The sequence below is a fragment of the Caulobacter sp. FV2ye17ST genome (genome assembly GCF_058680955.1).
The window spans coordinates 1,730,494-1,754,417 of sequence record NZ_CM178727.1; the positions used below are offsets into that span (position 1 = coordinate 1,730,494).

Annotated in this window: 25 protein-coding genes; 11 read left to right on the forward strand and 14 right to left on the reverse strand. The window is 67.6% G+C overall.

The annotated features are described in order from the left end of the window. Window positions 1–558: 558 nt before the first annotated feature. Together rsgA and ACW17V_RS08425 are read left to right on the forward strand one after the other, a co-directional pair. The gene (gene rsgA, locus ACW17V_RS08420; protein WP_492108385.1) at window positions 559–1,626 is read left to right on the forward strand and encodes a ribosome small subunit-dependent GTPase A; all 1,068 of its coding nucleotides are present in this window, start codon (window positions 559–561) and stop codon (window positions 1,624–1,626) included. A 123-nt stretch (window positions 1,627–1,749) separates the two neighbouring features. Beyond that, window positions 1,750–2,058 (forward strand): hypothetical protein, encoded by a 309-nt coding sequence (locus tag ACW17V_RS08425; protein ID WP_492108386.1) that lies wholly within the window; start codon window positions 1,750–1,752, stop codon window positions 2,056–2,058. Here the strand turns inward: ACW17V_RS08425 and ACW17V_RS08430 are convergent, their stop codons facing one another. The 3 genes from ACW17V_RS08430 to ACW17V_RS08440 all read right to left on the reverse strand — a co-directional run bounded on the left by ACW17V_RS08430 (window position 2,059) and on the right by ACW17V_RS08440 (window position 5,338). After that, window positions 2,059–3,096 carry an oxidoreductase gene (locus tag ACW17V_RS08430; protein WP_492108387.1) on the reverse strand — a complete coding sequence of 346 codons (1,038 nt, stop codon included), beginning with the start codon at window positions 3,094–3,096 and terminating at the stop codon, window positions 2,059–2,061. Window positions 3,097–3,210: 114 nt separating this feature from the next. Next, window positions 3,211–4,485 carry an MFS transporter gene (locus ACW17V_RS08435; RefSeq protein ID WP_419321217.1) on the reverse strand — a complete coding sequence of 425 codons (1,275 nt, stop codon included), beginning with the start codon at window positions 4,483–4,485 and terminating at the stop codon, window positions 3,211–3,213. A 34-nt stretch (window positions 4,486–4,519) separates the two neighbouring features. Then, window positions 4,520–5,338: a 2-keto-4-pentenoate hydratase gene (locus ACW17V_RS08440; RefSeq protein WP_492108388.1), complete on the reverse strand. Its 819-nt coding sequence runs from the start codon at window positions 5,336–5,338 to the stop codon at window positions 4,520–4,522. A 238-nt stretch (window positions 5,339–5,576) separates the two neighbouring features. On the opposite strand from ACW17V_RS08440, the gene ACW17V_RS08445 reads away from it, so the two are divergent. The 3 genes from ACW17V_RS08445 (at window position 5,577) to ACW17V_RS08455 (ending at window position 7,355) form a co-directional block, all read left to right on the forward strand. Next, window positions 5,577–5,945, forward strand: coding sequence for a BlaI/MecI/CopY family transcriptional regulator (locus ACW17V_RS08445; RefSeq protein WP_492108389.1), 369 nt, complete (start codon window positions 5,577–5,579; stop codon window positions 5,943–5,945). Continuing rightward, window positions 5,935–6,834: a M56 family metallopeptidase gene (locus ACW17V_RS08450; protein WP_492108390.1), complete on the forward strand. Its 900-nt coding sequence runs from the start codon at window positions 5,935–5,937 to the stop codon at window positions 6,832–6,834. Before ACW17V_RS08445 ends, ACW17V_RS08450 begins: the two co-directional genes overlap by 11 nt. A gap of 92 nt (window positions 6,835–6,926) precedes the next feature. Further along, the gene (locus tag ACW17V_RS08455; protein ID WP_492108391.1) at window positions 6,927–7,355 is read left to right on the forward strand and encodes a hypothetical protein; all 429 of its coding nucleotides are present in this window, start codon (window positions 6,927–6,929) and stop codon (window positions 7,353–7,355) included. Here ACW17V_RS08455 and ACW17V_RS08460 read toward each other — a convergent pair. The 3 genes from ACW17V_RS08460 to ACW17V_RS08470 all read right to left on the reverse strand — a co-directional run bounded on the left by ACW17V_RS08460 (window position 7,318) and on the right by ACW17V_RS08470 (window position 11,535). Then, complete coding sequence (locus tag ACW17V_RS08460) at window positions 7,318–8,853, reverse strand: alpha,alpha-trehalose-phosphate synthase (UDP-forming) (RefSeq protein WP_492108392.1); 1,536 nt, start codon at window positions 8,851–8,853, stop codon at window positions 7,318–7,320. The two genes, ACW17V_RS08455 and ACW17V_RS08460, sit on opposite strands and share 38 nt — an antisense overlap. After that, entirely contained in the window at window positions 8,850–9,629 is a 780-nt protein-coding gene (otsB, locus tag ACW17V_RS08465; RefSeq protein ID WP_492108763.1) for a trehalose-phosphatase, read from the reverse strand. Before otsB ends, ACW17V_RS08460 begins: the two co-directional genes overlap by 4 nt. A 94-nt stretch (window positions 9,630–9,723) precedes the next feature. After that, complete coding sequence (locus ACW17V_RS08470) at window positions 9,724–11,535, reverse strand: glycoside hydrolase family 15 protein (RefSeq protein ID WP_492108393.1); 1,812 nt, start codon at window positions 11,533–11,535, stop codon at window positions 9,724–9,726. Window positions 11,536–11,759: 224 nt separating this feature from the next. Here ACW17V_RS08470 and ACW17V_RS08475 point away from each other — a divergent pair, with 224 nt between their 5' ends. Genes ACW17V_RS08475 through ACW17V_RS08485 form a run of 3 tightly spaced genes read left to right on the forward strand, consistent with a single transcriptional unit; the run spans window position 11,760 to window position 14,309 of the window. Continuing rightward, window positions 11,760–13,268 carry a L,D-transpeptidase family protein gene (locus ACW17V_RS08475; RefSeq protein WP_492108394.1) on the forward strand — a complete coding sequence of 503 codons (1,509 nt, stop codon included), beginning with the start codon at window positions 11,760–11,762 and terminating at the stop codon, window positions 13,266–13,268. 54 nt (window positions 13,269–13,322) lie between these two features. Beyond that, entirely contained in the window at window positions 13,323–13,940 is a 618-nt protein-coding gene (gene mepK / locus ACW17V_RS08480; protein ID WP_492108395.1) for a peptidoglycan L,D-endopeptidase MepK, read from the forward strand. A gap of 24 nt (window positions 13,941–13,964) precedes the next feature. Continuing rightward, window positions 13,965–14,309, forward strand: coding sequence for a hypothetical protein (locus ACW17V_RS08485; RefSeq protein ID WP_492108396.1), 345 nt, complete (start codon window positions 13,965–13,967; stop codon window positions 14,307–14,309). Window positions 14,310–14,340: 31 nt separating this feature from the next. On the opposite strand, the gene ACW17V_RS08490 is transcribed toward ACW17V_RS08485, so the two are convergent. Further along, window positions 14,341–14,499 (reverse strand): hypothetical protein, encoded by a 159-nt coding sequence (locus ACW17V_RS08490; RefSeq protein WP_492108397.1) that lies wholly within the window; start codon window positions 14,497–14,499, stop codon window positions 14,341–14,343. Between the two features lie 135 nt (window positions 14,500–14,634). Next, window positions 14,635–15,675 (reverse strand): substrate-binding domain-containing protein, encoded by a 1,041-nt coding sequence (locus ACW17V_RS08495; protein WP_492108398.1) that lies wholly within the window; start codon window positions 15,673–15,675, stop codon window positions 14,635–14,637. Window positions 15,676–15,950: 275 nt separating this feature from the next. On the opposite strand from ACW17V_RS08495, the gene ACW17V_RS08500 reads away from it, so the two are divergent. Further along, entirely contained in the window at window positions 15,951–16,706 is a 756-nt protein-coding gene (locus tag ACW17V_RS08500; protein ID WP_492108399.1) for a phosphocholine cytidylyltransferase family protein, read from the forward strand. A 70-nt stretch (window positions 16,707–16,776) separates the two neighbouring features. Then, a complete protein-coding gene (locus tag ACW17V_RS08505) occupies window positions 16,777–17,739 on the forward strand; it encodes a hypothetical protein (protein ID WP_492108400.1) in 963 nt (320 codons plus the stop codon). A gap of 58 nt (window positions 17,740–17,797) precedes the next feature. On the opposite strand, the gene ACW17V_RS08510 is transcribed toward ACW17V_RS08505, so the two are convergent. Genes ACW17V_RS08510 through ACW17V_RS08530 form a run of 5 tightly spaced genes read right to left on the reverse strand, consistent with a single transcriptional unit; the run spans window position 17,798 to window position 22,383 of the window. Next, window positions 17,798–18,547: a nucleotidyltransferase family protein gene (locus ACW17V_RS08510; RefSeq protein ID WP_492108401.1), complete on the reverse strand. Its 750-nt coding sequence runs from the start codon at window positions 18,545–18,547 to the stop codon at window positions 17,798–17,800. Next, on the reverse strand, window positions 18,544–19,695 hold the full coding sequence (locus ACW17V_RS08515) for a dATP pyrophosphohydrolase (RefSeq protein ID WP_492108402.1): 1,152 nt from the start codon (window positions 19,693–19,695) through the stop codon (window positions 18,544–18,546). Before ACW17V_RS08515 ends, ACW17V_RS08510 begins: the two co-directional genes overlap by 4 nt. Beyond that, entirely contained in the window at window positions 19,695–20,756 is a 1,062-nt protein-coding gene (locus ACW17V_RS08520; protein ID WP_492108403.1) for an LptF/LptG family permease, read from the reverse strand. Before ACW17V_RS08520 ends, ACW17V_RS08515 begins: the two co-directional genes overlap by 1 nt. Beyond that, window positions 20,753–21,919: an LptF/LptG family permease gene (locus tag ACW17V_RS08525; protein WP_492108764.1), complete on the reverse strand. Its 1,167-nt coding sequence runs from the start codon at window positions 21,917–21,919 to the stop codon at window positions 20,753–20,755. The genes ACW17V_RS08520 and ACW17V_RS08525 overlap by 4 nt, the downstream gene beginning before the upstream one ends. Window positions 21,920–21,945: 26 nt before the next feature. Continuing rightward, the gene (locus ACW17V_RS08530; RefSeq protein WP_492108404.1) at window positions 21,946–22,383 is read right to left on the reverse strand and encodes an HIT family protein; all 438 of its coding nucleotides are present in this window, start codon (window positions 22,381–22,383) and stop codon (window positions 21,946–21,948) included. 61 nt (window positions 22,384–22,444) lie between these two features. On the opposite strand from ACW17V_RS08530, the gene ACW17V_RS08535 reads away from it, so the two are divergent. Then, complete coding sequence (locus tag ACW17V_RS08535; RefSeq protein ID WP_492108405.1) at window positions 22,445–22,918, forward strand: DUF2141 domain-containing protein; 474 nt, start codon at window positions 22,445–22,447, stop codon at window positions 22,916–22,918. Here ACW17V_RS08535 and ACW17V_RS08540 read toward each other — a convergent pair. Next, window positions 22,915–23,808, reverse strand: coding sequence for a metallophosphoesterase family protein (locus tag ACW17V_RS08540; RefSeq protein WP_492108406.1), 894 nt, complete (start codon window positions 23,806–23,808; stop codon window positions 22,915–22,917). The genes ACW17V_RS08535 and ACW17V_RS08540 overlap by 4 nt on opposite strands. Between the last annotated feature and the right edge of the window lie 116 nt (window positions 23,809–23,924).

The window sequence follows — 23,924 nt, forward strand, 5'->3', positions numbered from 1 at the left end:
GGAAGCGGAGCGTCCGGGCCGCGCCCGGAGATGTGAAGAAATACCGTTTCGACGCAGATCAGACGCTCCGCGTGATCGCTTTTTCCGACGGCGATCGGTTCCTGGGCGCTATTGACGCCGAACCGGTCTCAGCCGCCGACGGCGGGCAGGGCCAGCAAGCCCCGTCCCGGACCGCGAACGTTTCCGCCCGCCTGCCGCTCTCGCCAACCCCGTACATCCCACGTCGTTTCTGTGCTGCAAGGCCGACCGCCGCCAGAGGAATGCAGAGTTGCGTTGATCCTCACATGGAGGGTCAGCGCCGTCGACGAGCGCTCTCCGCTCGACCACACCCCAGGGCCGCGAAGGTCGCTGGCCGCGCGCCCTCCCCATCGCCCTGAGATGAAGACAGTATACGTCGGTGCGGATGTCGGGGGAGTTAGCTCGGCCCGGGCGAGGGATTTCAGCGGGTTAGGCGCGGGAAGCAGGGTGGATACAAGATCGGCGCCGGATGCGGGCCGGATGAAGCCTTGCCCGGTGCGGGGTGCTAGACTGCCTGCTTCGAGTTGAAAGACGCCGCCCTTGATCGATCAATATGGCTGGTCCGACGCGTTGGCGCGGGACTTTGAACCGCACGCCCGCGCCGGCCACGCCCCGGGGCGCATCATCGTGCAGCGGCGCGGGGCCTATGTCGTGGCCACCGACGAGGGCGAGCTGCGCGCCAAGCCGTCCGGCCGCCTGCTGCACGAGGCCCGCGAGGCGGGCGCGCCCGTCGTCGGCGACTGGGTGGCGCTGACGGTGAACCTGGCCGAGCGCTCGGCCACGATCCACGCCATCCTGCCGCGCCGCACCGCCTTCGTCCGCCGCGCGGCCGACAGCGTTCAGACCCTGCAGGTGATCGCCGCCAATATCGATGTGGCCTTCGTGGTCACCTCGATGAACGCCGACTTCAATCCACGCCGGCTGGAGCGCTATCTCGCCGCCGCCTGGCAGAGCGGCGCCCGGCCCGTGGTGCTGCTGACCAAGTCCGACCTGTCCGACCAGCCCCAGGCCCTGGCCGATGAAGTCGCGGCCCTGGCGGCGGGCTGCCCGGTGATCGCCGTCTCGGCCCGACAGGGTGTCGGCCTGGACGCCCTGCGCGGCCAGATCGCGCCGGGCGAGACCTGCGTGCTGATCGGCTCGTCGGGCGTCGGCAAGTCTACCCTGGTCAATGTGCTGTCGGGCGAGGAGCTGATGGCCACCCAGAAGATCCGCGAGACCGACGCCCGGGGCCGCCACACCACCAGCCATCGCGAGCTGATCCTGCTGCCCGGCGGCGGGCTGATCCTCGATACGCCCGGCATCCGCGAGGTGGGGCTGATCGACGCCGAGGAGGGGCTGGGCGTGGTGTTCGACGACATCGAGCGCCTGGCCGAGCAATGCCGGTTCCGCGACTGCGGCCACGCCAATGAACCCGGCTGCGCGGTGCGCGGCGCGCTGGAGAGCGGCGCGCTCGACCCCGACCGCTGGGCCTCGTTCCAGAAGCTGGGGCTGGAGCTGGCGGCCGTGGAGAGCAAGGCCGAGCGGATCGCCAAGGACGCCGAACGCCGCCGGCAGCTGACGCTGCAGAAGGCCTACCGGACGACGAAGAAGGATCTACGGGACGGGTGAGGGCGGGGCGTCTCGGCGCTTGCCCGGGGGGTCACTAGCACCCAACAAGGCTAAGCCCGGTTCACCCTTCGCTTACCACCCTAGGGAACTGTTCCTAGAGACTTCGCGGCCTAGTTTCGCGGCATGTCCAACGTCGAATCCTTCCTTCAACAGCCTCTCGAGCGGCGCGCCGAAAGCCGCCGGGCCTGTCTGTTGCGCGGCGATCTGGTCACGGGCCAGGGGCGCGCCGAGCCCGTGGCGGTCATGGACCTGACGGCCTTTGGCGCGCGGGTGGCGATGCGGCGGACCTTGCTGCTGCCCACCCGCCTGCTGCTGCGCCTGACCCTGCAGGACGGCATGGTTCTGTACGACGCCGAGCTGCTGTGGCGGCGCGGGCTGGACGCCGGCCTGGCGTTGTCAGGCCGCCGCGAGAGCGGTTCGATCAGTCACTAGCTAGAGCGCGATCTCGCGGCGCTCCGCGGCGCTGCGCTGGGCGGCGTCGATCACTTCCATGACCAGCAGCGCTTCTTCCACCGGCACGGGGCTGGGCGCGCCGCCCGTGATCGCGTCGCGGATCCCGGCATAGTAGGCGCGATAGTCGCCGGGCAGGGGTTGCACAGGCGTGCTGACCGGTTCGCCGTCCTCCATCTGGATCAGGACGCCCAGGCGGGGATCGTCGCCATAGCCGGGCGCGCCGGGCCTTAGGCCCGCCTTCAGGTGGTCCTCCTGGGTGTCGAGCCCGCTCTTGATGAAGCTGCCGTTCGTACCGTGCACGGCCAGGCGCAGGTTGGTGGCCTGGGTCATCTGGCTGGCGTGCAGCAGCACCCGCAGGCGGGGATAGCGCAGCAGCAGGTGGAAATAGTCGCCGGCCACGCCGCCGTCCTTCTGGACCGCGATGTCGGCATAGACCGCCTCGGGTCTGCCAAACAGCACCAGGGTCTGGTCGATCAGGTGGGGGCCCAGGTCCAGCAGCACCCCGGCGCCCGCCTTTTCGCGCCAGCGGTCGCGGACCAGCGGCCGGAAGCGGTCGAAATGGCTTTCGTACTGCACGATCTCGCCCAGATGGCCCCGGTCGATCAGGGCCTGCAGGGTCAGGAAGTCGCTGTCCCAGCGGCGGTTCTGGAAGACGCTGACCAGGCGGCCTACGCGCCGGCCGTGGTCGGCGATGGCGCGGGCCTCGTCCAGGGTGACGGCGAAGGGCTTGTCGATCACCACGTGCTTGCCGGCGTCGAGGGCAATGTGGGCCTGGCTGGCGTGCAGGGCGTCGGGGGTGGCGATGACCACCAGGTCGATGGCCGGATCAGCCACGGCGCGGGCCAGATCGGCGTTGACGACCGCCAGCTCCGGAAAGTCGGCCCGCACCTTGGCCGCGTCGCTGGACACCACCGTGTGCAGCTCCAGCCCCGGCGTGGCGGCGATCAGGGGCGCGTGAAAGGTCTTGCCGACGAAGCCATAGCCGACCAGGGCGACCTTGAGCGGGGCGGGGGACATGGGCGACTCCTCGAAAACCGTCGCTGGAAATAGGCCCTGGTCAGGTCTTGGGCCAGAAAAAGGCCCCCGACGCTGTGGGCGCCGGGGGCTGATCTTTCGGAAGGCGCTGAAGACCTAGATCTTCACCGGCTCCATCTTGGGGGTCAGCAGGTGAACCACCAGCAGGGCGATCAGATAGGCGCTGCCCGCCACGATGAAGATCGGGGTGTAGGTGCCGATCTTCTCGAGGACCTGACCGATGTACTTGGAGAACACCATGCCGCCCACGGCGCCCAGCATGCCGCCGATGCCGACCACCGAGCCGACCGCGCCGCGCGGGAAGACGTCCGACGGCAGGGTGTAGAGGTTGGCCGAGAAGCCCTGGTGGGCCGCCGTGGCGACGCCGATGATCAGCACGGCCAGCCAGACGCTGTCCGCATAGGAGGCGAACATGACCGGCACGGCCAGCAGGGCGCAGATCAGCATGGTGATCTTGCGGGCCTTGTTGATGCTCCAGCCCATGCTCATGAACTTCGACGACATCCAGCCCCCGCCCACGCTGCCGACGTCCGACAGCAGGTAGATGGCGATCAGCGGCGGGCCAAAGGTCTTGAGATCAAGGCCATAGCGCTTGCCCAGGAAGTCCGGCAGCCAGAACAGGAACATCCACCAGATCGGGTCGATCAGGAACTTGCCCAGGGCGTAGGCCCAGGTCTCGCGCTTGGTCAGCAGCTTGACCCAGGGGATTTTCTCCACCGGATCGGCTTCGTCCTGCTCGATGTGCGCCAGTTCGGCGGCGCTGATCTTCTTGTGCTGCCGGGGCGTGCGATACAGGATCAGCCAGATGGGCAGCCAGATCAGCCCGGCCACGCCGGTGACGATGAAGGCCATCTGCCAGCCCCAGGCCAGCACGATGCCCGGCACGACCAGCGGGGTGACGATCGCGCCGATATTGGTGCCGGCGTTGAAGATGCCGGTGGCGAAGGCGCGTTCCTTCTTGGGGAACCACTCCGCCACGGCCTTGATGCCGCCGGGGAAGCCGCCGGCCTCACCGATGCCCAGGCCCATGCGGGCGAAGATGAAGCCGTTAAGGCCGCGCGCGCCGGCGTGGGCGATGTGGGCGACCTGCCAGATCAGGAAGGCGATGCCGAAGCCCCAGCGGGCTCCGATCTTGTCCATGATCTTGCCCCAGACCAGATAGGCCACGGCGTAGGACAGCTGGAAATAGAAGACGAGGTCGGCATAGTCGCCCTCGCTCCAGCCGAACTCCTTGGAGAGGTCCGACTTCAGAATGCCGATCGTCTGCCGATCGACATAGTTGATGACCATCGCCGCAAACAGCAGGCTGACGATCACCCACCGATACCGACCGATCTTTTCGGAGGGTTCGGGGGCCTTGGGAATGACCATGGATACGTCTTCCTTACCCTGAGTTGTCGTTTTCTTATCTGGCCGGAACAGCGACGCAGCGCACCTGTCCGAGGGCGCCGAAGCTAACCGTTGCCGCGTCGCCCGCAACCACGTCGTGGATGCCGGTGCTGGCGCCGGTGGTGACCAGCATGCCCTTCTTCAGCGGGCGGCCGCGCGAGGCGACATGACCCAGCAGGAAGGCCAGGGCGGCCAGCGGCGAGCCGGGGATCGAAGCCGCCGTGCCCTTGCCGACGACGGCGCCGTTGATCGTGGTCTCGACGGCCATGTCTTCCCAGGCGATGTCGCGCCAGTTTTCCAGCACGGGACCCAGGATCTGGCCGTCATTGTTGCCGAAGTCCGAGGCCACGATGGGCGGGCCCAGGACATTGATCGTCTTCAGCGGGCTGCCGGCGATCTCGACGCCCAGAATCAGCTCGCCCACATATTCGGCGGCTTCCTCGGCGGTCCACTGGGTCTTGTCCTCGGGGGCGTCCTTGCCCAGGCGGACGATGAACTCGGCCTCGACGGCGGTGAAGCCGCCCTCGATGGCGCGGAACGGGGTCGGCGCGTCGGCGGCTTCCCACAGGTTCTTCTTGAAGATGCAGCCGGCCAGGCGCTCGGCGCCCAGGCGGTCCTGATGCTGCGGCGGAACATAGCCCACCTTCCAGCCGACCAGTTCATCGGGCCAGGAGTCGATGGCCAGGTCCTGAACGGCGTAGCCGTCGGCCATGGTGACAGGGAGAACGCCGCCGGGATAGCCGGGGACGCTGACGCCCGCGAGGCGCGCCTTGACGAATTGGGGAGCTATGGACGCCGGTGCGAACACATCGCTCTCGGCCGCAGAAACGGTCACGCCGCTAATCCTCCCTACTATAACCCGATAGCCCGTTTCACGGGTCTGCGACGTCTCTAATGGAAACCGGTGTCATTGACAATGAGGGGACGAGACACCGGTGGACAGGACGATGCTGCGTCGTGCTTTCCGGGTTTTGCACCACGCGGCCGGCCGAACCTGCGGCCTGATGCGCTCCATCGCTTGACAGGCGGCGCGACGGGTATAGCGTCAGGCAGTATTACGGATGTAATGAGTCATGCACATCACCTCGGCCGAAAGTCATGTCATGGAAGCGCTGTGGCGGCGTGAGCCGCTGACGGCCGACGAACTGGTGGCCGAGGTCGGCGCCAGCCAGTCCTGGGGCGAGGCCACGGTCAAGACGCTGATCAACCGGCTGCTGAAGAAGAAGGCCATCAAGTCCGAGCGCGCCGAGGGCAAGCACGGCTATCGGCCCCTGGTCGCCCGCAGCGTCTATGTCCAGGCCGAGAGCCAGGGGCTTCTGGACCGCCTGTTCGAAGGCCAGCTGGCCCCGATGATCAGTCACTTCGCCCAGCATCGCGCGCTGAAGGCCGAGGAGATCGCGCGCCTGAAGCGCCTGATCGAGGATCTGGAACATGGCGACTGAGGTCCTCACCCATCTGGTCTTCTGCAATCTGGCCGCCGGTCTGGCCATCCTGCTGGTCCTGAGCCTGCGCCGTCCGACCCGCGCCCTGTTCGGGGCCGAGGTCGCCTATCTGCTGTGGCTGCTGCCCGTGGCGGCGGGTCTCGCGGCCCTGCTGCCCGCCCGCGCCGCCGAGCCCGGCGCGGCGGCCGCGCGTCGCTTCATCATGTCGGGCGATCATGCCGCGATCCTGGGCGGCGTCTGGCTGGTCGGCGTGTCGCTGGCCCTGGCGCTGCTGGTCTGGAGCCAGTCGCGGTTCATGCGGCGCGCCCGCTCGGGCCAGGCCGGCCCGGCCGTGGTCGGGGTTCTGGCCCCGCGCATGGTGGTGCCCGACGACTATGAGACCAAGTTCACCGAGGCCGAGCGCGGGGTGATCCGGGCGCATGAGCGCGCGCATATCGAGCGGCTGGATCCGCGCGTTAACGCGCTGATGGCGCTGATCCAGTGCCTGGGCTGGTTCAACCCGCTGATCCATCTGGCGGTGCGCGAGGCGCGCCTGGATCAGGAACTGGCCTGCGACGCCCGGGTGATGGGCCGGCTGTCGCGCGAGCGCGGCCTCTATGCCCGCACCCTTCTGAAGACCCAGTTGGGCGCGCGCGCCCTGCCGCTGGGTTGCCACTGGCCGGCCGCCGCGCCCCATCCGCTGGAAGAGCGGGTGATCATGCTGACCCGGCCCCAGCCGACCCTGCATCGCTCGGCCATGGGCGGAGCCCTGGTGATGGTGATGAGCCTGACCGCCGCCGTCGGCGCCTGGTCATCGCAGCCCGAAGGGCCGCCGAAGCCCGAGGCGGCGCCGGTGGCCTGGCCCGAGGTCGTGGTCTATGCGCGGATGTCCCTGGCTCTCGAGCCCTGAGTCCCGCGCGCCACGCGCCATGACCTGAAAGGTAATTGTGCGGCGTCGGCCAGCCCTCCTAGTTTGCGTCAGGCAAAACTTGGGAGACGGCGATGTCAGGCTTCTGGCGCAACTGGTTGACGGTATGGTGTTGGGCGGTCGGCGTGTTTGGCGCCGTTCTGGTCGGAGGCGGCCTTGAGGCCACCAGTGGGCCGACCCGTCTGATCTTCGGTATTCTGAATGGCCCCGAACCGCTGGAGCTGAACGCCCAGATGCGCTTCAGCCTCGCCGTCATGGGCGCGGTGACCATCGGCTGGGCCGTGACGGCCGCCGCGACGATCCAGGCGGCGATCCTGCTGGGCGAGCGCTCCGCCCCCATCTGGCGCGGGCTGGTCGCGGGCGTGCTGGTCTGGTTCGTGATCGACACCCCGATGTCGATCGCCACCGGCTATGGAATGAACGCCATCCCCAACCTGGCCCTGCTGGCGACCTTCCTGCTGCCGATCATCCGCAGCGGCGTGCTTCGGTCGCCGCGGACCTAGGCTGGTCGTCCGAGCCAGCCGGTTGCAGCGACAGGGATGACGGGGTCTCCTGCGGGGTGGGGGCGGCGGCCTCCACCAGCGACCTGGGCGGGGGGACCGGCTGGATCTCCTCGGTGGAGGCCGTCAGGGCGCCGACGAAGTCGTCGCGCCAGGCGGTGACGTCCTTGCGCTGGACATTGTCGAACAGGGCCTCCCAGCGTCGCTTGCGCTCGGGCAGGCCCATCGCCAGGGCGCGGCTCAGGGCGTCGGAAATCTCCTCCGGGCTGTTGGGATTGACGATCAGCGCCTCGCCCATCTGCCGGGCGGCGCCGGCGAAGCGCGACAGGATCAGCACCCCGGGGTCTTCAGGGTCCTGGGCGGCGATATATTCCTTGGCCACCAGGTTCATGCCGTCGCGCAGGGGCGTCACCAGCCCCACCTTGGCGGCGCGATAGATCCCGGCCAGCTCGTCGCGGCGGTAGGACTTGTTCACATAGCGGATGGGGGTGAAGTCCATCTCGGCATAGGCGCCGTTGATCCGGCCGATCAGGCCGTCCAGACGCGAGCGCAGGTCCTGATAGGCCTCGACTTCGTCGCGCGATAGCGGCGCGATCTGCAGCAGCATGACCTCGCGGCGCAAGTCCGGATTGTCGTGCAGGAAGCGCTCGAAGCCGATCAGGCGCTCTTCCAGACCCTTGGAATAGTCCAGGCGGTCGACGCCCACGACCATCTTGCGAAACACGCTGTGGGCCAGCATGCGGTCATAGACCTTGCGGGCGCGGGGACCCTGGGTGATGCGGGCGAAGTCCTCGGCGTCGATGCCGATCGGGAAGGCGGCGGCGCGGGTGGTCTTGCCGAACGCTGTCAGGTCGCCGTTCGCGGCGACCGAACCGCCGACTTCGGAAGTGACATAGCCTTCGAAGGCGTGACGGGATTCCTCGGTCTGGAACCCGACCAGATCATAGTCGAACATCGCTTCGACCAGAGGCCGGTGGCGGGGCAGGGTGACCACCAGCTGGTGGGCCGGCCACGGGATGTGCAGGAAGAAGCCGATGCGGTTGGTCACGCCCATCCGCCGCAGCTCCCGCGCCATCGGGATCAGGTGATAGTCGTGCACCCAGATCACGTCATCGGGCTCGATCAGCGGCCGAAGGGTCTCGGCGAAACGCTTGTTGACCCGGTCATAGCCCTCGCCGAACGAGCGGTCATAGGCCGTCAGGTCGACGCGGTAGTGGAACAGCGGCCACAGGGTCTTGTTGGCGTAGCCGTTGTAATATTCCTGATAGTCGCCTTCCTCGAGATCGACCGTGGCGGTGGTGACGCCGTCGACCCGCTGCATGGCCAGCTGGCCGGTGAACTGCGGCGTGGTCTTGCCGCTCCAGCCAAACCAGATGCCGGAATATTCGCGCAGGGCCGCAGCCAGGGCCATGGCCAGGCCGCCGACGCTGCCGTCGCCGTCGCCCTTTTCGGGGCTGGGGGGCGGGTTGACCCGGTTGGAAACGACGATCAGACGGCTCATGCGGGCATAAGCGTCGCGACGCCCTCCAGCCAGGCCGAGACGGCGGCGGTGTCCTTCAGGCGGTAGCTGGCGGCGGTCGGACGCATTTCGCCGACCAGCACGCCATAGCCGCCCAGCCGCGCGGCGGCCGCGAAGCCGTCCTCGTCGGTCAGGTCATCACCCACGAAGATCGGGGTCGAGCCCATGAAGGGGTGTTCGCGCAGGAAGGCGGCGACGGACTGGCCCTTGTCCTGACCCGGGGTGCGCAATTCGACGACCATGTCGCCCATCTGCAGCACGAGGCCGGTGGTGCGGGCGATGCGGTCGGCGGCCTCGATCACGGCTTCGGCGGCAGCGGGCGCGTTGCGATAGTGCAGGCCGACGCTGACGCCCTTGTCCTCGAACTGCAGGCCCCGGTCGCAACGGGCCAGGTCCCGCAGCAGCAGTCGGGCGTCCGCGATGCCGGCGTGAGGCGAAGAACTGATCACCTGACCCTCGGCATCGCGCCGCACCAGGCCATGCACGGCGGCGATCGGCGTGACGCCGCGCGCCAGGATGCGGTCCAGATCATCGAGCGCCCGGCCGCTGACGATGGCGACTCGCCCGTTCAGGGTGGCGGTGAGGCGCTTGATCAGCATGGCCCGGCGCTTGTCGGGTCCTACCTGCTCGGGGCGGGGCATGATCGGCGCCAGGGTGCCGTCCAGATCCAGAAACAGCGCGGCGGAAGCCGGCGGGAACGCCGGCGGGGTGGGAAGGTCATGGGGTCTATGTCTCGCGTTTGACCCGGTTGTGGTCATCACCAGACGCCCCTCTTCAAAGCGATACATGACCATTGAAACGCCAAGGCGCCGATTTCGATCCGCCACAAATTCGGCTCTGTTTCCGCGCGGCCTATCGCACCGACGTCCAGGGCCGGCTCAGCAGCACCGCGCAATTGATCAGGCCGACCAGGGAATAGGTCTGCGGATAGTTGCCCCACAGCTCGCCGTCGGAGAAGCCGATGTCCTCGGACAGAAGGCCTGCGGCGGTGCGGCGGGCCAGCATGTCCTCGAACAGGGCGCGGGCCTCGTCGGCGCGGCCGGCCAGGTGCATGGCCTCGATCAGCCAGAAGGTGCAGATGTTGAACGCGGTCTTGGGCTCGCCGAAATCGTCGGGAATGGCGTAACGCAGCAGGTAGGAGCCCTTGCGCAGGCCGGCCTCGACCGCCGCCACGGTGGCGATGTTGCGAGGGTCACTGGCGCTGATGAAGCGCAGGTCGACCAACTGCAGCAGGCTGGCGTCCAGCTCGTCGCCGCCGAAGGTCGCCGCGAACCGGCCAAGCTCGGGATTCCACGCCGCGGCGTCGATGGTGGCGCGCACCCTGGCGGCGCGCCCGTTCCAGAACGTCGCGCGGTCGGTCAAACCCAGCTTCTCGGCGGCGTTGCCCAGCCGGTCGCAGGCGGCCCAGCACATCACCGAGGAATAGGTGTGCACATTGGCCCGGCCCCGGAACTCCCACAGGCTGGCGTCGGGCTGGTCATGCAACTGGAAGGCCCGCTCGCCCACCGGCTCCAGGGCTTCGAAATCGGCGACCGTGGCCTGGCGCAGCAGCCGCTCGTCGAAGAAGGCCTGGGTGCTGGACAGCACGATCTGGCCATAGACGTCGTGCTGCTGGTGCTCGAAGGCCTGGTTGCCGATGCGCACCGGCCCCATGCCGCGATAGCCGGGCAGGTCGGGGGCGAAGCGCTCGGTCAGCTGCGGCTCGAAGCCGACGCCGAACAGCGGCTGGATATGGCCGCCGGCCGCGCGGTCGACGATGTTGCGCAGATAGCCCAGATAGTTCTCCAGGATGTCCACCGCGCCCAGGCGGTTGAGGGCCTGGACCACATAATAGGCGTCGCGCATCCAGCAGTAGCGATAGTCCCAGTTGCGGCCACTGTCGGAATGCTCGGGGATCGAGGTGGTCAGGGCCGCGACGATGGCGCCGGTTTCCTCGTGGACGCACAGTTTCAGGGTTATGGCCGCGCGGATCACCGCCGCCTGCCAGTCCAGCGGAATGGCCAGGCCCCGCACCCAGGTCATCCAGTAGGCGGTGGTCTCGCGCAGCATCCGCTCGCAGGTCGAGCCGATATCGGCGTCGAATCCCTCGTCGGGGCCGAGGAACATCGCGATCGGCTGCTCCAGACGGAAGGTGCGTTCCTCCAGGATGTGCGAGACCGGACAGTCGGTGGTCAGCCGCAGGGTCAGGTCCGAGCACAGATAGCGGATGTGGTTGGAGCCGGAAGTCCGCTCGGCCAGCCGCGCGCCCCACTGGGCGGTGGGCCGCAGGCGCAGGGTGACGCGCGCCGTGCCGGCGATCGGACGGATTAGGCGGATGAAGGCGGTGGGTCGGAAGATGCGGCCAAACTGCTGGTAGCGCGGGGCGAAATCGATGATCTCGATCCGGGCGCCGTCGGCGTCGGTGATCTCGGTGCGCAGGATGGGGGTGTTGCGCAGATAGGCCTGGGTGGTCGACACCGCGCCGTCGACATTCACATCCCAGACGCCGCCGGCCGCGCCGCTTCCGGGCTCCACATCGCTGAGCAGGGCGCTGAACACCGGATCGGAATCGACGCGGGGCGCGCAGGCCCAGACAAATCTTCCGCCGCGATCGATCAGGGCGCTGACGGCGCAGTTGCCGATGGGGAACAGGTCAAGATTCTGGGGCGGGGCGGTTTGGGGCACGCGGTCTCCGGACTGTGGCGAGACCAAGGGTCGGCCTGACGACACAACGGAAACCGCTTGTGTGGCTTCCCGGTTCCTGCGGCGCGAAAAGAACCTCAAGGAGCCGCTCGCCGTTCGCCTTTCACGATACTCGCGTTGACGCGGCCCGGTTCGAACCGCCATTTGAGCCTCGCGCGGATCCTTCGCGCGGCAAGGTGTTACGAGATCCATTGGCGGTGAGCGGCTTGTCGAGACTAACGTGCGCGCTGGCCGCCGGGGCGCTGTGGCTCCTGGCGAGCGGGGCGGTCCAGGCCCAGTCGCAGGCGCCATCGGTGTTTGGCGCGCGGCAGGTTCAGGCCGCGCCGCAACAGCCCCTGGCGTTCCCCGCCAACCCCTATGCCGTGACCCTGCGCGCCGACCAGATGGAACTGCTGGGCCGCGTTCTGGCCGATGCGCCCACCCATGGCTTCGAACCGGGCGCCTATGCGCCTGACCAGGCCCTGGCGCTGCTGGGGTCGCGGGATGTCGCCGCGCGCCAGTCGGGGCAGGGCCAGCTGATCGGCCTGACCCTGGCCTACGCCAAGGCCGTGCGGTCCGGCCGGCTGCCTCTGACCAGCTTCCGCACCGACTGGGGCCTGCGCCCGGCGGCCTATGATCCCAGCCTCGAATTCGTCCAGGCCGTCGCCCAGGATCGCCTGGGACCGTGGCTGGACACCCTGCCGCCGCCCTATACGGGCTATCAGACCCTACGCCGGGGCCTTGTCACCTATCGCGACATCGCCGCGCGGGGCGGCTGGGCCATGCTGCCGGCGGGGCCGGATCTGAAGCAGGGCTCGACCGATCCCCGCGTCGTGGCGCTGGAGGCCCGGCTGGCCGTCGAGGACCCGACCGTGGCCGTCGATGGCGTGGCCCTGTTCGACGAAGCCCTGACCCAGGCCCTGATGCGGGCCCAAAAGCGTTTCGGGCTCAATCCCACGGGCGTGCTCGACAAGAAGACGCTGAGCAGCCTCAACACGCCGGTCGAGCTGCGCCTGGACCAGATCCTCGCCAATATGGAGCGCTGGCGGTGGTTGCCCCAGGTGCTGCCGGCCGACCGCATCCAGGTCAATATCGCCGCCGCCGTGCTGTCGGTGTTCCACCATGACGCCCCGACCCTGACCATGCGCGCCGTCACCGGCCGTCCCGGCGACGAGACGCCGATGCTGCAGTCGAACATCCACAGCATCGTGCTCAATCCGCCCTGGAACGTGCCGTCCTCGATCGCCGCCAAGGAGCTGTGGCCCAAGGAGCGCGCCAACCCGGGCTATTTCGCCCGCAACGACTTCATCGTCATCCCGACCGAAGGCGGCGGCTCGCGGCTGCAGCAGAAGGCCGGACCCAAGGCGGCGCTGGGCCTGATCAAGTTCGACTTCAACAATCCCTACGGCGTCTATCTGCACGACACCCCCAGCCGCGCGCGCTTCGCCAGCTTCAGCCGCCTGGCCAGCCACGGCTGCGTGCGCGTCGAAAAGCCGGTCGATCTGGCCCGCGCCATCATGGAAGGCGACGCGACCTGGACGCCCGAAGTGATCGACGAGACCATCGCCGGCGGCAAGACCGTCAGGGCCCAGCTGCCCCAGCAGATCGCGGTCTTCCTGCTCTACTGGACGGCCTATGTGACGCCCGACGGCCAGGTCAATTTCCGCGAGGATCCCTATGGCTGGGACAAGCTGCTGGTGCAGCGGATCGCCGCAGCCCTCCCTGGCTCAGCTTGACCTTCGGGTCGGCATGGGGTGTCCTGACGCCAGTACGGTGTCGGGGATAGCGTGATGATCGCACGGCGTAGGCTTTTTCAGCTGGGTTTCAGCGCGCTTGGCGCAGCGGCGATAGGCCCGTCGGCCCACGCTCAGGACGATATCATCGGCGCGCTTCTGGAAGCTCAGACGCCGCTCACCGCGGCTCCCGTCGCCGCGATCCAGCCTGTTATCGAGGCCGCGCCCAAGTGGGTCTCGCTGTATAACCTCCACACCGACGAAAAGTTGCAGGCCGTCTACTGGGAGAACGGAACCTATGTTCCCGACGCCCTCGAGGCCCTGAACAAGGTGCTGCGCGACCACCGAACCGGCGAGGTCGCGCCGATGAACGTCCAGCTGTTTGACCTGCTGACGGATATCCATCGCAAGACTGAGACGAAGACTGCTTTCCAGATCATCTCGGGCTACCGGTCGCCGGCCAGCAACCGCCTGCTGGCCGAGCGCAGCGGCGAGGTCGCAAAGCGCAGTCTGCACATGGACGGCAAGGCCATGGACATCTATCTGGAGGATGTCGCCCTCAATCATCTTCGCGCTGCGGCGCTGGATCTGAAGCGGGGCGGCGTCGGTTATTATCCCGACAGCAAGTTCGTGCACGTCGATGTCGGGCCGTTCCGGCGCTGGCAGGGAAGTTAGGCCCGCGAGGGCAGGGAGCCTGGAATGAGCGCTGAGCGTCGCGGCAATCCGTTCGGATGGATCTTCCTGGGATTTGTCGTCGGCGTCATCGCCACCTTCGGCGTCATCCTGTTCCTGACCGCCGGAATGGGCGGTTATGACGAAGGCTCCGACGAAATGCGCACCGCCGCCGACGATGCGGCCGCTGCGGCGCTGAACAAGGGCCCCGCCGCGCCCGCGACCGTCAGGGTCGAGGCCCCGGCCGCCGTCGCGCCCCCTCCGGTCGAAACGCCCGTCCGTCAGACGCCGCCGGTCGACAGCCAGATGGCCGACGACGCCGCGGCCGCGGGCATGACCTCGCGCGCGACGCCGGACCAGCCGACCAACTAAGGGCGTCGCGGTTCAGTGAGCGGGGGCGGGTTCAGGCCGCTTCGCTCTCCGGCGGACGCGCTCTTTGCGCCGCCAGATGCGCCATCCGGGTGATGGTCAGCAGCTGTTGTTCCAGATCCTCGATCCGCTCGGCCTGCTTGATGACGAGGCTTTCGAGGTCTTGCAGACGTTCTTCGACACGTTCCGCCATGGGGCTCTCCGCGATCGGCATTCGCCCAATGGGGCGCTCTCCGTCACGGGCGGTCAAGCGCCTTGAGTGCAATTGCACAATTTTGAAACCGATGGACGGCGTCACCCCGGAGCGGATCCGGGGTGACGCGTCAGATCAGGACTTCGGAGCCGCCATCGTCGGCAGGGCCTTGGACTTGGCCTTGTTGGCGTCGTGCTGCACCGGCGGTAGCGGGATCAGGCCACGCGACTGCAGATAACCGCCCCGGCCGGTCGCCGCATCCGAGACGAACTCGTTGACGAATTCCTTGAGGCCCGGCGTCACGCCGACCTGGCCCTTCTTCACGTAGATGTAGAGCGACCGCGAGATCGGATAGGTCCCGCTGGTGATCGTGGCCACCGTCGGCTTCACGCCATTGATGCTGGCGGCCTTGATGCTGTTGGCGTTCTGCTCGAGGAACGAATAGCCGAACACGCCCAGGGCGTTGGGGGTCTTCTGGATGGTGCCGATGATGGCGTTGTCGTTCTCGCCGGCGTCGACCCAGCCGCCATCGGTGCGCATCGGCGAGACCTTGGCCTTGAAGGCCTTCTCGTCATCGGCCTTCAGCTTGGCCAGGGTGGGCAGCTTGCCGGCGCCGCCCTCGATGCCCAGTTCGACCCAGGCGTCGCGGGTGCCCGAGGTGGGCGGCGGGCCATAGACCAGGATGCGGGTCTTGGGCAGGCCCTGACCGACCTCGCTCCACGACTTGTAGGGGTTCTTGACCAGTTGGCCGCCGCGCAGGGTCTGGTCGGCCAGGCCCAGATACAGGTGCTCCAGCTTGAAATTGTAGTCGGGCGCCTTCTTGTCCATCGCCACCACGATGCCGTCGAAGCCGATCTTCAGCTCGACGATGTCCTTGACGCCGGCCTTCTGGCAGGCCTGGAACTCGGATTTCTTCATCGGGCGCGAGGCGTTGGCGATGTCGGGATATTTCTCGCCCATGCCGCCGCAGAACATCTTGATGCCACCGCCCGTGCCCAGGCTCTCGATCTTGGGCGACTTCTTGCCGGTCTTCTTGGCGTAGTTCTCGGCCACGCGGGTCGAGAACGGGAAGACGGTCGAGGAGCCTGCGGCCCAGACATAGTCGCGCGCGGCATAGGCGGTGTCGGCGGCGGCCAGCAGCGCCAGGGCGCAGGCGGCTCCAAGAAGCTTGGTCATGACGTCGTTCCCGAGTGGATGAGCGCCATTAGGCGCTCCGGTCACCGGGCTTTTGTCACAGTTCAACGACAGTTTTGCGACATGCACTCCTTGCGCGGAGCAAGCTTGACCGTGAATGGCCAGCGGCGCGGCGACGCTGCCGGCGCGGGCCGCCTAAATTGGCCGCCCCCCTCGCGGCGCGACATCGCGGGCTCTATATGGGACCGCCTGTATCCTGTAGCTTTCGCCCCTGAATCAGATGCCGACGCGTGCGGCCAGAAGTGAATCGAGTCTCCGTGGCGCCTCCGACCAAAGCCATCATTCTCAGCGCCGGCCAGGGCAAGCGTCTGTCCCCCCTGACCGACACGCGTCCCAAATGCCTGGTCGAGCTGTCCGGCCGCACCGTGCTGCACTGGCAGCTGCGCCACCTGCGCCAGGCCGGGATCACCGAGGTGGTGGTCGTCACCGGCTTCGCGGCCGACACCGTCGAGGCCGAGATCGCGGGCCTGGACCTGCCCGGCATGGCCGTGCGCACCCTGTTCAACCCGTTCTTCGGCCTGACCGACAACCTGGCCACCTGCTGGCTGGCGCGCGGCGAGATGGTCGGCGACTTCCTGCTGCTGAACGGCGACACCCTGTTCGAGCCCGCCATCGCCGAGCGCCTGATCGCCGCCCCGCCGGCCCCGATCACGGTCACCATCGACCGCAAGGGCGGCTACGACGCCGACGACATGAAGGTGGCGACCGAAGGCCTGTCCCTGCGCGCCATCGGCAAGACCATCGAGACCTATGACGCCGAGTCGATCGGCTTCCTGCGCTTCGACGCGGAAGGCGCGGCCCTGTTCACGTCGATCGTCGACGCCGCCCTGCGCACGCCGGAAGGCCTGAAGCGCTGGTATCTCAGCGTGATCAACCAGATCGCTCAGGAGCACGACGTGGTGCGGGTGCAGTCGATCCAGGGCCTGGACTGGGCCGAGATGGACTTCCCCGAAGACCTGCCGCGCAACCGCGAGCTGGCGGCGTCGTGGGTGGCGGAGCTGGTGGAGGCGTAAGGCCTCTGGTGACCCAAGCAAAAGCAGTCGTCTGGCGACGAGCAGTTGGTTTAGGGCGACGGAACCACGCATGTTCGAAAGCGATGACATCGAGCAGTACCCGATTGAGAGCGTTCCTCTAGATCGCGACATCTTCCTCATGGATGAGGTCTGGATGTCTGCTTATGCCCGGACTGTTCAGACCTGCCTCGCCGGAGGTGGCTACGAAAACGTTGGCTACATCAGCTATGCGTCTGCCCACAATGCTACCGCAGCCGGTGTGGAGCTATCTTGGTATCCCAACATTTTCACGCGGTTCCATGAGGTGCGCGTGTACCTTCCAGCGTCGGCTTTCGTGTGCTGCGTTGGAAGCCAGACGATGGACGAGAAGCCACGCATCTTCGTCAAAAGCGAGTGGCTCGAAGCCCTCCATATGCGTTCGAATTGCGCGTTCGCCATGGTGGATGCGATCGGCGTCAAGTCCGCGATCGCTGATGGTCTACTAACGGCAGATCGCCTTGGCGAACTAATGGTTAGGATCGATGCCATAGCAGCGCAGCACCCGATGATCGCGTTTATCTCGTTCGCTGACAGTCTCTTGCTCAAAAGCCAATGGTCGGCTGGGACTTGGAATTCAGACGTCAACTACAGTTATGAGCCAGAGCAGATTCTTCATGTTCTGCCCCTGATCGCCCAAGCCTACCAAGATGTTCTGGGAATGAGGGTTTATGCCGTTGCGACCCAAGGCCAAAATGCTTATGGCGACCAACTCATGCATGTGTCCGCTAGCCGCAACCACGTTTCGCTGAATAGTCTTGGTTTGCCGTTCGCTCAGTTGCAGAGCATTGAATCGGCAGCACGATCAGCAATTCGTTGTGGCGATCATGAGCCTGCGGAACTCTATTTGGATAGTGATTTCTTTAACTCGCTGAACTGGCGTCACGATTTTGAAAAGCACGCGGAGCCAAGAAGCGACTATATCGCACCCATGGCGAGCACAGCCTGCACCTACGTGCGAATTGATCTTCAGCGAGTGCTCAACAATCTTCAATAGCTTGCACGGGTGTGCGTGGTGCTCGCTAGCCTCGTGTCTCTAGTGAGCGCTGACGCCCTCAGCGCTCGACGATCGTCCTGACCAGATCCAGGTCCGACGGCTTGTCGACATCCACCGCCGCCAGGCCGTAGGACGAGCGCACGACGGCGGCCTTGACGCCGGCGGCGCGGCCCAGGCGCTCCAGCGTCTCGTCGATGGTCATCAGGCCCAGCACGTAGCGGCCCAGCATGACCGGGCCCAGCAGGGCGGCGATCTTCCAGGGTTGCTTGCGGAGGGCCTCGGCCTTGCGCCAGAAGGCCACGGCGTTCAGGGCGGTCTCGTTCTTCAGCAGGAAGAGGTTGCAGCCCGAATAGCCGCCATCCTTGAACCGCCAGTAGGTGCGCTTGGTCTCCGGGGCGGCCGCGCGGACGACAGCCTCCGGCGCCATCAGGACGGCGAAGTCGCAGTCGGCCGGCGCCTTGGCCAGGAACTCGGTGATCCATTCCGGCTGCAGCAGGGCGTGGTCGACGGTCGTGACCAGCAGCGGCGTGCCCATCAGGCTGGCGCCGTCATGGACGCTCTGGCTGGGACCGCCGGCGGCGGGCAGGGGAGAGGCCTTGGCCACGCCCGCCAGGGCCTCGACCACGGCAATGTCGGAGGTGGAGACCCCGATCCGCGTCGCGCCGGCCTGGTCGAGAGCCCGGAGCACGCGGGTCAGAAGGGTCTCGCCGCCCAGGACGATCAGACCCTTGTGGCTGACGCCGGCATAGTCGGCGACCGGGTCGATCCCGCCGCGCGATCCCGCGAGGACCAAGGCCAGGAAGCTCAAAGCGCCTTCTCGTAGAGGCGATAGGTCTTGTAGATCGTCGCGCCCATGGCTTCTGAAATCCGCCGCATCGGCATGTTCTCTTCCAGCACCCAGGAGAACTCGAACTTGGTATAGCCCAGGGCCAGCGAGGCGTTGCGGCCCGCGTTCATCAGGTGGAAGGGCAGCAGCTGGCCGCGCATCGTGTCGGCGAACCTGCGCTTCACGCCCATCAGCGGCACCCGCGCCGACTTCACGCCCCTGACCTTCAGCCGCCACAGCAGCTTGGCCCAGCCGAACGGCAGCAGCTTGCCCTTGAGGTCGCGGATGGCCTCGTTGACATTGGGCAGCAGCACGATGAAGCCCGCGGGCTCGCCGTCGATCTCGGCGAACAGGGTCATCTTCTTCTCGATGACAGGTTTGAGGGCCTTGGCCAGTTGCCGGGTCTCGGCCTCGGTGGTGGGCACGAAGCCCCAGTTGCCGGCCCAGGCGTCGTTGAGGATCGCCGTCAGCGAGACGACCTCCTCGTCATAGCGGCTCATGTCCAGCTCGCGCAGGACCACGCCGTCTGGCAGGCCGCGCTTGACCCGGCGCACCACGACGGCCGGCAGGTCGGCGGTCGGGTCGCAGACATAGGCGTAGACGTCCTTGGCCTTGGCGTAGCCCTGCTCCTCGACGCGGCCGCCGGTATAGGCCGGGTCATGGCCCATCATCACCATGGGCGGTGTGTCGAAGCCGTCGACCAGCAGGCCGACCTCCTCGTTGATCGACAGGTTGAAGGGGCCCAGGGCCGTGGTGCAGGCGCGGTCGCGCAGCCAGTCCTCGGCGGCGCGGAACAGCACCTTGAAGACGGCGGGATCATCCTCGGCGGCGATCAGGCCGAAATTGCCGGTCTTCTGGCCTTCCGCCTGCGGGGCCAGGGCGTCGATCTGGGCGCTGATCCGGCCGACGTCGCGCCCCTCGCGCACGGCCAGAAACAGCTGCACCTCGGCGTGCTCGAAGAACGGGTTGGTCTTGGGCGACAGGGCTTCGGACCGCTCCATCATCAGGGGCGTGATCCAGTTGGGATCGCCGGTGTTGAGGCGCGCGGACAGCTTGATGAACCGATCCAGCTCGTCCGGGGTGCGAACCGGGATGACCCTAAGGTCGGCGTCTTGGGAGTCGAACGGCATCAGCCCTCCAGATTGATCAGGGCGTTGATCGCCAGGGCGCCGAAGATCACCGGTCCGCCCCAGACGGCCAGGACCGGCGAGATCGCGCCGCTTTCGCCCAGGGCCGACAGCAGGCCGTCGACGACCAGGAACACCAGGCCCGAGGCCAGGCCGACCGTCAGCAGCACAGCGCCCTGCCGGCTGCGGAAATTGGCCAGGGCGACAGGCGCGCTCAGCAGCAGCATGATCAGCGTCCCGAACGGCCCGGCATAGGCCCCCAGCAGGCGGGTCTCGTAATAGCTTGGCGGCCGATCGGTGCCGCCATTGAGCAGGGCGCGCCGGGCCGAGCCCGCCGAGGGGGCCGGATTGTCCGAGAACAGGGCCTGGACGTCCACGGGCCGCAGCGCCGAGGGCCAGCTCATCTGACTGGCGCTGACGGTGTCGACGCGTTGGCCGGAGAAGCGGGTGGTGACGGCCCCGGACAGATTCCAGGTCTTGCCGGCGAAGGCGGCGTTGGGGGCGTCGATCCGTTCGATCAGACGGCCGCTCTGGTCGCGACGATAGATCTTGACCGTCTCGAGGGCGCGGCCGTTTGCCGTGGCGTTGGCGGCGATCACCAGGTCGTCGCCGACCCGGAAGCTGACGGGGCCGGTGGCCTTGCGATCGGCGGCGGGCGTGTGAGCCTCCCACCAGGCGTCGAGGATCGGGTCCGTGCGCGGGGCGATCACCTGGGCGCAGGTGAAGTCCAGCAGCATCATCGCCACCGCCGCCGGCGCGGCCATGGCCACGATGCGATAGGCCGAGATGCCGGCCGCGCGCATGGCGATGATGGCGCTCTCGCGGGCCAGCTGCGAGAAGGCGAACAGGCCGCCGGCCAGCACGCTGATCGGCGCGATCTGCTCGATCAGGCGCGGCGTGCGCAGGGCGGCGTAGTACAGCACGCCGCCTAAGCCCAGGCCCCGGTCGAGGATGTCGGTGGTCACCTCCAGCAGGTCCAGGACCTGCAGGATGCCCATCAGTACGGCGGCGGCGGCGAGGATGCGGCTGGCCGCCACGCCCAGAACATAGCGCTGAAGTCTCATGACGCGGCCTGACGGCGGGGGGCGACCATGCGCACGGCGCGGTCGATCGTTTCGCCGATGCGGCGAACCACCCGGCTGATGGGTGTGTCGCCCGGCCGCTTGCGGCTGCCCATGAACATCCAGACGCTGAAGCTGGTGAAGATCAGGAACGGCCCCCAGATCGCCAGCAGCGGGCTGGCCTTGCCGGCCTCGGCCAGGCTCTGGCCCAGCAGCAGCGAATGCTGGAAGGCCAGCAGCAGCACGCCCGCCACGATCAGACCCGGCGTGCGGTTGCCGCGCTTGGCGGCCAGGCCCAGCGGGAAGGCCAGCAGCGGCAGGAAGGGCAGGAAGGCGGCCCGAGCCAGCCGTCCGTAGAGCTCGGCCAGCAGGGTCGGCTTGGGCAGTACGGAGGTGTTCGAGGCGGCCTGCCGGGCCAGCTCGTTGAGGGTCAGTTCGCGTTCGTCGCCGCCGCGCGCCCGCAGCAGGGTGGCGGCGCCGGCCAGGGGCATCTCGGTGGTGAACTGGTCGAAGGCCAGGGTGCGATAGCCGCCGGCCGCGTCCAGGCCGATCCGCTGGCCCCGTCGCAGCAGCAGGGTGACCTTGTCGCCGCCCGGACTGGCGCTGAGCGTGGCGGTCTGGGCGGTGATGACCTCCTCACGGCCCTTGTCGTCCAGACGGCGGATGAAGATGCGGGTCAGGCTCTGGCCGGCCGGATCGGCGCCGTCGGCCGTCATCAGCAGGTTGTCCTCGTCGATGAAGGCCCCGCCCGACAGCCGTCCGTTCCAGCCGGCGTTGACGGCCGCGTGCATCACCGAGCGATAGGCGTAGCGGCTATAGGGCTGGCTGTAGCCGAACAGGGCCACGCTGAAGAGGCTGAGAAACAGGCCCACGCAGACGAAGGGAATGGCGATGCGGCTCAGCGACTGTCCGCTGGCCAGCAGGGCGTCGATCTCGGAGCCGTCCGACAGCTTGGTGATGACGATGAACAGGGCCACGAAAAAGGCCACCGGCAGGGCCAGGCCCAGATAGTGCGGCACCAGATTGGCGGCCAGTTCGGTCACATAGCCAAAGCGGGCGCTGCTCTGCGACAGGGCGTCGAGCAGGCGCAGGACCCGCTCCAGCAACAGGGCCACGACAGTCACGCCCAGGCAGCCGACCATCGGCCAGGCCACCAGCTTGAGCATGTAGCGATCGATCAGACGCAGGTTGGTCACGCGGCCGACCAGTCCGTGGCCAGCCGGGCCGCCAGGGCGGCGGCGGCGGGCGGATCCAGGTCCACCGTCGCGCCCAGGGCCGGGGCGGCGGGCCAGCCGGCGTCCGCAAAGGTGCGGCCCTCGTGGACGCGCGCGCCTTCATATCGGGGGATGACGTGAAAATGCACGTCGCGGTCGACCATCATCAGCATCAGATAGTTGATCTTCTCGTACGCCACGAACTTGCCCAGCAATCGCTCGATTCCGTCGATCGCCACCTTCAAATCAGCGAAGGCGGCCGGGCTGAGCTGAGAGAAGGCTTCCGCCGTTTCCTTGCATATCAGGACCAAGGCCCCAAGTGTTGGCTGCTTGGGGCGAACCAGAACAAGCCAGTAGTCGGTTTCGGCCACCTTGGTGTCGGGGTAGCCAAAGTTCACGGCGGTTGGATTGGTCATGTGCAGGCTCGCCTCGTGGCGTCGAGCGCCGCCGATTCACAATAGGGACCCGGCCTTTTTCATGGAAGTGCGATCAGCGTTGTTTGTCGCGGCCGCGGCCGGCCTGATCGTCGCGGCCTCGCCCGCGACGGCGGCTGAAGACTGCGCCGGCCCAGGCGGCGACACCACGCTGGCCGTGCAGGTTTCGCAGCTTTCCTCGGCCGCCGGCGAGGTGGTGGTCACGGTCTATCCGTCCGATCCGCGTCGTTTTCTGGCCCCGCGTGGCAAGCTGCTGCGGCTGAGGGTCAAGACGACGACGCCCGCGACGCGGGTCTGTTTCAACCTGCCCGGACCGGACGTCTATGCGGTGGCGGTCTATCACGACGCCAACGCCAACCAGGACTTCGACCGCAACCGCGTCGGCATGCCCGTCGAGGGTTTCGGGTTTTCGAATGATGCGCCGACGCGGTTTGGCCTGCCGTCGTTCGACGCCGTGCGTTTCGCCGTCAAGCCGGGCGAGAACGCGCTGCGGGTCAAGATGCGCTACCAGCGCTAGGCCAGCATGTACCGGCCCAGCTCCGCCACATGACCGGTTTCCGGATCCAGTCCCCGCGCGATGACGCGAACGGAGGTCGCGCCGGCGTCGTCGCGCAGGATCTCGATGGCGTGCCAGCGCGCGGCCGGATGCTTTCCGCGTCCCAGGGCCGAGGCCGAGGGCACGCCCAGCACCGGGGTCGCAACGCCGTTCGGGCCCGGGGTGGTGGCCACCAGGCCTTCGTGCGCATGGCCATGCAGCACCAGATCGACGCCGTGCTGCGCCAGCATCGCCCGCAGGTCGTCCTGGTCGTCCAGCGACTTGCGCCGGGAGACCGCGCCCGGGATCGGCGGATGGTGGATCAGGACCACCCGGAACAGGTCGCGATGGGCGGGATCGGCCAGCAGGGCCTCCAGCCGGGCCAGTTGCGCCCGACCCAATCGGCCGGTGGCCAGATGCGGCGCGGTGGGGATGGCCGAGCACAGATTGATGATCGCCACGCCGTCGCGAATCCGAAGCCTGGGAAAAGCCGCCTCGTCGCCGTCGCCCAGCCAGTCCGACCAGGCCGCGAATCGCTCGGGCGCTCGAACCCCGACCAGGGCGTCATGATTGCCGGGGCTGAGGGTGATGCTGTCTGGCGCGCCAAGACCGCTCAGCCACTGGCGCGCGGCCTCGACCTCGACGACGGAGGCGAAATTGGTCAGATCGCCGGTGACGGCGATGTGGTCGGGCGCATAGGCCTTGATGTCGGCGACCAGGGCGGCCAGCACGTCCGGCTGGTGTTCCTTGTGCTTGCGACGCCAGGCGATCCGACTCAGCAGGCGCTTGGACACGATGTCGCGAAGGCCAAAAGCGCCCTTGGGCGGTGGCAAATGCGGGTCGGAGAGATGGGCGATGCGGAATATAGACAAGTCTGGGTCGCGGATTCTGGTCATAGGGCCGCGAAGCTGCTTATCAATCGCCTCGGGTTTCAAGGGGTTCTCGCACATTGACCGGCGGAAGTAATCAAGGCGGCGACGCCAGGCAG